Origin of the sequence: Streptomyces sp. NPDC003077 (assembly GCF_040611095.1) — a bacterium.
In the GTDB taxonomy this organism is placed as follows: Bacteria; Actinomycetota; Actinomycetes; order Streptomycetales; family Streptomycetaceae; genus Streptomyces.
Map to the genome: position 1 here is coordinate 204,208 of NZ_JBEXNM010000001.1, position 7,174 is coordinate 211,381.

Below are 7,174 nucleotides of genomic sequence, written 5' to 3' on the forward strand. Positions count from 1 at the left end.
GTATTCCGCAATGCGCATTCTCGCTCGTGATCAAGTGTGGTCTAAGAGCAGTTACAGCGGAGCGGGAGGTAACTGTGTCGAGGTCGCACACGGCGTCTGTGAAGGCGTCTCGGTGCGGGACAGCAAAGCACCGGAGGGTGATGTGCTGGTTTTCCGTTCCGGGAACTGGGAGGACTTTCTTCGTGGCGTGAAGAGCGGTTCCCTTTTCTGAGAGGGATGTGTGAGGAAGAGGGGGATTCCGTACGGCGAAATGGCTGGGGCCCGGGTGATTTCGGGCCCCAGCCCATTTGTTCTTGCGTCTTCGAACCCTTCCTACTCGGACGTCGTCTGTGTGGAGCGCCGAACGGGCACGCTGTACTGTGAAACGACGGTTGGAGGTAATCGCGAAATGTTCATATCTGATTCCGGTCACGTGGTGTGGACCAAGAGCAGTTACAGCGGTACAGGAGGTAACTGCGTCGAGTTCGCGGGCAGCCCTACCGGGCGCGTTTTCGTGCGCGACAGCAAATCCCCGGAGGGCGAGGTGCTGACCTTCGGTTCCGGGGGTGGCGGAATTTCATTCGTCAGGTGAAGGCGGATCGCCTGTCCTGAGATGGTCCGCTGCGCAAAGAGAAACAACTTGCCACAAGAGAGATGGGGCCCCGGTGCGATGCCAGGGCCCAGGCCTTCTTCTTTGTTGTGCGCAGGTGAGTCCCCACATCGGGCGGGTTTGCCCGGTCAGGGCCTGGGCAGTGGCAGGTCAGGCAGTTTTGGGTGCCGCAGGTGTTGCCCGCCGCCGTCCACGTGCAGGGTGAACGCCTGTGGCCCGGGCGCGTCCGCCGCTTCGTAGGCGTCCAGAACCTGCTCGATCCGCTCCCAGAGCTTTACCGGGCCGCTCTCGCGTACGGCCCATCCGTCGTCATCGGGGGTGAGGGTGGCGACGGAGCCGGTGACTACGTCGAGCAGGTACATGGCGTCGCCGTCGGTGGTCATTTGGGCGTTCGGTACGGCACTTTGGGCGAGGAAACGCAGGTGAAAAGCCTGTTCGGTTCCAGCAGTGATCCGGTCGGGGCTGCGCCGGGCTGTGCGCGGCGATTCGGGCAACCCCGCAGACCAGTGGATGGGAGTGCCGAAGGCCGGCGCCGCGTGGCCGCGCGCGGACATGAAGGAGACCGTGCCGGGCAGCAGGGGGCCGGAGGCAGTGCCGTCCTCGGCGACGGTGAGCAGGACGCGGGCGTAGCCGTAGAGCCAGCCCGAGAGGGTGAGGAGGATCTTTCCGCCTGGCCGGGTCTGGGCGATGAGGGCGGGCGGAACGGCCCGGAAGGAACAGGCGGCCACGATCCGGTCGAAGGCCGCCTCGGGCCAGTAGCCGTACAGCCCGTCCGCCACCGCGAGGCTGGGTGTGTAACCGCAGCCGTGTAGCGCTCCGGCGGCCTCTTCCAGCCGGTGTGGGTCGACCTCGATCGAGGTGACGTCGGCGGAGCCGAGGCGTTCGCAGGCGAGCGCTGTCGAGTAGCCGGTTCCGGTGCCGATCTCCAGCACGGTGTGGCCCTCGTGCACGTCCGCGTCGTCCCACATCCGGACGACGAGAGAGGGCAGCGTGGAGGAGGAGGTGGGCGCACCTCCGTGCCGGACGGTGGGTCGCTTCCAGTCGGGCTCGACGCCGTCGAACTGCGTGATGAGGGTGGTGTCGGAGTACGCGGCGGCCAGCCAGCGGTCGTGGTCGAGTGTGGCGGTGACCGGTTCCCACACCGTGAGCCCGTGCTCGTCGCGCTCGGCGGCGGGGAGGTAGAAGCCGGGCACGAACCGGTGCCGGGGCACTGTCTCGACCGCCTTCCGCCAGGCCGGGTCGCCGAGGACGCTGTTCTCGGCGAGGGCCCGCACCATTGCTTCGCGCAGCCGCGCCGCGTCGGTCTCAAGGTCGGCGGGCGTCGTCATGGCCTGCCGCCTCCTTCCTGCTCAGGATGTCGGCGAATGCGGTGGTAATCGTTGGTGCGTCGGGAAGCCAGCCCCATTGACCACTCGGATTGCATTCGATCGCGGTCCAGTGGTCTGGATCGTCCCCGTCTCCCGTCAGGGCGAAGTCGAAGCAGCCGAAGACCAGGCTGAACGAGGCCAGGTAGCGATGTAGTGCGGCCTCCACGGGCGCGGGGACGGTGATGGGCGCATGGATCAACTTGTCCCAGTCGCCCTGGCGCCAGTCCAGTGCACCGTCCGCGGTGGTGATCTGCTGTGCGAAGACCTTCCGGCCGACCACGGTCACTCGCGCGTCACCGGTCTTGGGCACCTCGGCCTGGAACAGGTGCGCGGTCACCGCCAGGGAGTCGTCGAAGGTGTCCGCGTCCACACGCTGGGTCCAGATCGCCCCAGTGTGGCCGTCCTCGGCAGGGGGCAGCCCTCGGAAGGTTTTGTAGATGATGCGCTCATGCTCGGCGGCGAATCTCCGCGCCGCGTTGATGTCGTTGGTGATCAATGTCGGTGGGATGAGAAGGCCGAGCTGCGCGAAACGCTGGAGCTGCGCGGGCTTGAAGTCCGCCCGGGTCACCGCGCCCGGGTGATTGACGTACAGAGCGCCGGGCAGGTGGTTCAGAACACCCCCGAGACCGTGCCGTGCTTCGGCGACCGCGAAGTCACGCTGCTGCTGGGGAAGGGACGCGAACAGGGCGGCGTAAGGGGTGGGGCGGCGGTAGTACACCGCCGACACCTCCTCCAACCCCATCTCCCGGCTCGCCGTACGCAGCCGCCCGCCCCACGCCGGGCTGTCCGGACCGATACGGAACCCGAAGCCCAGCGACGGCCCGATGTCGGCGAGATCGATCCGGACGACGGGCACCTCGCGCTCGATCAGTGCCTCGATGACCCGGTCCGCGGTGACGTCTTCCAGCGCCGTGACTACCAGGACGGTTGCGGCCATCGGTCAGTCGGGCACGTAGTCGGTGGTGTGGTCGTCCTGTGTCTGCTCTTGAGGGCCCTGTCCGTCCCCGCCGCCTGAAAGCGATGCCGTGCCGGTCACCGACGAGGTGCCGTGCTTGCCCAGCTCCACGACCTGTCCAGCGGCGTCGGTGTAGCGGGCGGTCTGCGTGGCTCCGTCCAGCACCACGTGCGCGTACATGGGCGGGCTGACCGGCAGCCGGTCGGTCACCAGACGCATCGCCCATGGTGACCGAGCGATTGGTGGCTTCATATAGCCATTCCTCCTCTGTCGCTCCACGGAAGCTGAGCAGCTTCCGCCCTGCGCTGGGAGCCCAAACGGAATGGGCCCCACCAAGGAGTGAAGTGGGCAGGAGGCGTGGCCGACACCGTGTACAAGGGGCGCACCGGTGCAGCTCTGCGCGAAAGCCGACACCGGGACGTGGGAACCGGGCTCTGTTGTGCTGCCCGCGCACGGGCTTACCGCCCGGCCTGTGGCGGTGTGTGCTCCTAGCTGCGGCTTTCGCGTCGACCGGGTGCGGTCACACGGTGGGAGCCTCCCCCTCGCCCCCGCCACCCCCCAGCCAGGCCTCCAGTTCCGCTCGTACCCGCCGATCCATGGCCATCGACAACTCCGCCTCCACCACGTTCTTCGTGATGGGGCGCAGTTTCTCTATCGTCTCGGTGATCGCGGCGATCTCTTCGGACGTGGGGGGCTGGCCTTCGGCGACGCGGTGGAGGGTGTCGGCGAAGACGTGGGTGCGGACGAGAGTGGTGAAGAGTTCGGCCATGGCTTCGACGTGGGTGCGGACTTCGCGGCCGGCGGCGAGGACGGCGGCGAGGGGGACGCCGGTGGCGACGAGTTCGGTGGAGGCGTCCAGGAGGCGGCGGCTGACGTGGACGAACTCGTCGCCGTCGACGGCGAGGTAGCCGATGTCGAGGGAGGCGGCGAGGTTTTCGGCGGTGACGTCGCCGCTGAAGTGGTCGGCCAGTTCCTCGGGGGTGAGGCGGACCGGGGTCTCCTCGGACCAGGGGCTGATCAGGGGGCTTTCCAGGCCGAGGACTTCGCCGACGTCGCGGCCGTTGTCGAAGGCGGTGAGGAGTTCGGCGATGCCGCCCAGGGTGTGGCCGCGTTCGAGGAGGGCCGCGATGGTGCGCAGGCGGGCGAGGTGGTGGTCGTTGTACCAGGCGATGCGGCCCTCGCGGCGGGGCGGCGGGATGAGTTTGCGTTCGCGGTAGAAGCGCAGGGTGCGGACGGTGATGCCGGCCGCTTCGGCGAGTTCGGCCATGCGGAACTCGCGTGGGGGCGCGGGCTCGGGGCGCTCGCCGCGCTCGGTGTCGTCCGCGTTTCGGTTTTCGGCCACGCGTTCACCCTATGTCGGTGGTGGGAGGCCGGGTCGGGGTGCGACCGGCGGTAACTTCCCGGTGTCCGCCCCCTACCGCTCGGTACGGAGCTGTCCTACGCTCCGATCGTGCCAGTGATTGCTGGCACGATCGAGTCGAACTCGGGAGGCGGCGGCATGGCCGAGCGCGAACACGAGCGCGAACGCGAGGACGTACGTGAGCACGTACGGGTGGCGGTGATCGGGTCGGGATTCGGTGGTCTGGGGGCGGCCGTGCGGCTGCGCCGCGAGGGAATCACCGACTTCGTGGTGCTGGAGCGGGCCGGCGCGGTCGGCGGCACCTGGCGGGACAACGACTATCCGGGGTGCGCGTGCGACGTTCCCTCGCACCTGTACTCGTTCTCGTTCGCGCCCAACCCCGAGTGGCCGCGCAACTTTTCCGGGCAGGCTCACATCCGCGCCTATCTGGAGCGGGTCACCGACACCTTCGGGCTCCGGCCGCATCTGCGCTTCGACTCCGAGGTGCTGGGGATGCGGTGGAACGGGGAGGCGCTGCATTGGGAGATCTCGACGGCGAGTGGGGCGCTGACCGCTGATGTGGTCGTGTCGGCGACCGGGCCGTTGTCCGATCCGAAGATTCCCGACGTGCCGGGGCTGGACGGCTTCCCCGGGAAGGTTTTTCACTCCTCGCGTTGGGATCACGGCTACGACCTGCGCGGCAAGCGCGTCGCCATGATCGGGACGGGGGCCTCGGCGATACAGATCGTGCCGTCCATACAGCCGGTCGTGGGGCGGCTGGCCCTCTTCCAGCGCACCCCGGCCTGGGTGCTGCCGCGGGCGGACCGGCGCATCACCGGTGCGGAGCGCTGGCTGCACACCAAGGTCCCGGCCACCCGCACCATGCGCCGTGGACTGCTGTGGGGGATACGGGAGTTGCAGGTCAGCGCGTTCACCAAGCGGCCGAAGGAACTGGGGCTGATCGAGTTCCTGGCCAAGGGGCACATCCGCAAGGCCATAAAGGACCCGATGCTGCGGGCCAAGCTCACGCCCGACTACCGCATCGGGTGCAAGCGCATCCTGCTGTCGAACGACTACTATCCGGCGCTCGCGCAGCCCAATGTGGACGTGGTCGCGGCGGGGTTGAAGGAGGTCCGGGGGAACGTTCTCGTCGGGAGTGACGGGAGTGAGACCGAGGCGGACGCGATCGTCTTCGGGACCGGGTTCCACGTCACGGACATGCCGATCGCGCGGCGCGTCACCGGTGTGCACGGCACGACGCTGGCGGAGGAGTGGAAGGACGGGATGGAGGCGCTGCGCGGCGCGAGCGCGGCCGGGTTCCCGAACTTCCTGACGATCATCGGGCCCAATACCGGACTTGGGAACAGTTCGATGATTCTGATCATCGAGTCGCAGCTGAACTACATGGCTGATTTTGTTCGTCAATTGGACACGTTGGGCGGTGGCGGGAAGATCGCGTTGGATGCCCGTCCGTCCGCTGTGCACGCCTGGTCGCACGGTGTTCAGCGGCGCATGGAGCGGACCGTGTGGAACACCGGCTGTGACAGTTGGTACCTGGACGCCAACGGGCGCAACACCACCGTGTGGCCGGGGACGACGGCCGAGTTCCGCAAGGTGACTCGGCGGATCGACCTCGCCGAGTACGAGGTGCTGCGCCCGCCGCACCGTACGGAGGGGCGGCGTGGCGCGACGGTCGTGGGGGCGGGAGCGGGAGTGGGAACGGGGGCGGCGGTATGACGCGCCGTCCCGGGCACATGACGGCCGGGCCGTACGCGCCTCCGGCCCCCGATCGCGAGCTCACCGTCACGTCGGCGGACGGGGCCACGCTGCACGCCCGCGTCCACCTGCCGCCGTCGGTCGGTGCTCCGTCCTCCCCGCCCACCGTCGTCCTCTCGCACGGCTGGACTTGTTCGACGGCCTTCTGGGCGCCCGTCGTCCGTGACCTGGCCGCCGACCACAAGGTGGTGCTGTACGACCAGCGCGGCCACGGACGCTCGCCGGCCGCCGTCCCCGAGGGGCACAGCACCACGGCGCTCGCGGACGACCTCGTGGCCGTCCTCGACGCCACCCTGGAACCGGGCGAACGGGCCGTCCTCGTCGGGCACTCCATGGGCGGCATGACGCTGATGGCCGCCGCTGAGCGTCCGCAGGTGCGCGAACGGGCCGCCGCCGTCCTGCTGTGCAGCACCGGAAGCGCCGACCTGGCCGCCGAGGCGCGCGTCATCCCCCTGCGTTCGTGGGGTGCCCGCAGGGTTGCGCACAAGGCGCTGCTGAGCTCGCGCGCGCCCCTCGGGCCGGTCACGCCGGTGACCAAGCGGCTGCTCAAGTACGCCACGATGGGCCCGCACGCGACGCCCGAGCAGGTGGAGGCGTGCGCCCGGATCGTGCACGCCTGTCCGGTGGGCGTACGGGCCAGGTGGGGCCATGTGCTCGGCTCGCTCGACCTCACCGGGGGAGCCGCCCGCCTCGACGTGCCCACCGCCGTCATCGCGGGCACCGCGGACCGCCTGACCCCGATCGTCCTCGCCCGCCGCCTGGCCTCGGTGCTGCCCCAATTCCTCGGGCTCACCGAACTGCCCGGGGCCGGGCACATGACCCCCATGGAGGAGCCGGACGCGGTGGTGCGCCGGATCCGGGAGCTCGTACGGGATCACCTGCTCGGGGGCGGGGAACGGGATCACCTGCTCGGGGGTGGGGAGCGGGGGGCTGCTGCTGGCGGTTCCGAAGATCGCGCGGCGCGTCCCGGAGACCGCCGTTCCCGGACGGCCGTCCCGGAGAAGGGCCAGGAGACACCCCAGGAAGCCGTCCCGGAGAAGGGCCGCCAGACGTCCCAGGAAGCCGTCCCGGAGAAGGGCCGCCAGACGTCCCAGGAAGCCGTCCCGGAGAAGGGCCGCCAGACGTCCCAGGAAGCCGTCCCGGAGAAG

7 protein-coding genes and 1 pseudogene are annotated in these 7,174 nt (G+C 69.2%); 4 read left to right on the top strand and 4 right to left on the bottom strand.

The genetic code is table 11. From position 1 onward, the window contains the following. Positions 1-10: 10 nt before the first annotated feature. Together ABZX96_RS00865 and ABZX96_RS00870 are read left to right on the top strand one after the other, a co-directional pair. Positions 11-211, top strand: a complete 201-nt coding sequence (locus tag ABZX96_RS00865; protein WP_355535574.1) for a DUF397 domain-containing protein — start codon at positions 11-13, stop codon at positions 209-211. Between the two features lie 177 nt (positions 212-388). Then, positions 389-591 (top strand): annotated as a pseudogene (locus ABZX96_RS00870) (DUF397 domain-containing protein). A gap of 126 nt (positions 592-717) precedes the next feature. Here ABZX96_RS00870 and tgmC read toward each other — a convergent pair. The 4 genes from tgmC to ABZX96_RS00890 all read right to left on the bottom strand — a co-directional run bounded on the left by tgmC (position 718) and on the right by ABZX96_RS00890 (position 4,178). Further along, positions 718-1,917: an ATP-grasp peptide maturase system methyltransferase gene (tgmC, locus tag ABZX96_RS00875; protein WP_355535577.1), complete on the bottom strand. Its 1,200-nt coding sequence runs from the start codon at positions 1,915-1,917 to the stop codon at positions 718-720. Beyond that, positions 1,895-2,893: an ATP-grasp ribosomal peptide maturase gene (gene tgmB / locus ABZX96_RS00880; RefSeq protein ID WP_355535580.1), complete on the bottom strand. Its 999-nt coding sequence runs from the start codon at positions 2,891-2,893 to the stop codon at positions 1,895-1,897. The genes tgmC and tgmB overlap by 23 nt, the downstream gene beginning before the upstream one ends. A gap of 3 nt (positions 2,894-2,896) precedes the next feature. Further along, on the bottom strand, positions 2,897-3,130 hold the full coding sequence (locus ABZX96_RS00885; RefSeq protein ID WP_355535583.1) for a putative ATP-grasp-modified RiPP: 234 nt from the start codon (positions 3,128-3,130) through the stop codon (positions 2,897-2,899). A gap of 301 nt (positions 3,131-3,431) precedes the next feature. Then, positions 3,432-4,178, bottom strand: a complete 747-nt coding sequence (locus tag ABZX96_RS00890) for a MerR family transcriptional regulator (RefSeq protein WP_355535881.1) — start codon at positions 4,176-4,178, stop codon at positions 3,432-3,434. A gap of 231 nt (positions 4,179-4,409) precedes the next feature. Here ABZX96_RS00890 and ABZX96_RS00895 point away from each other — a divergent pair, with 231 nt between their 5' ends. Both ABZX96_RS00895 and ABZX96_RS00900 read left to right on the top strand, forming a co-directional pair. After that, on the top strand, positions 4,410-5,987 hold the full coding sequence (locus ABZX96_RS00895) for an NAD(P)/FAD-dependent oxidoreductase (RefSeq protein WP_355535884.1): 1,578 nt from the start codon (positions 4,410-4,412) through the stop codon (positions 5,985-5,987). A gap of 17 nt (positions 5,988-6,004) precedes the next feature. Beyond that, positions 6,005-7,174 (top strand): alpha/beta hydrolase (locus ABZX96_RS00900; protein WP_355535887.1); only part of this gene is annotated, 1,170 nt, incomplete at its 3' end.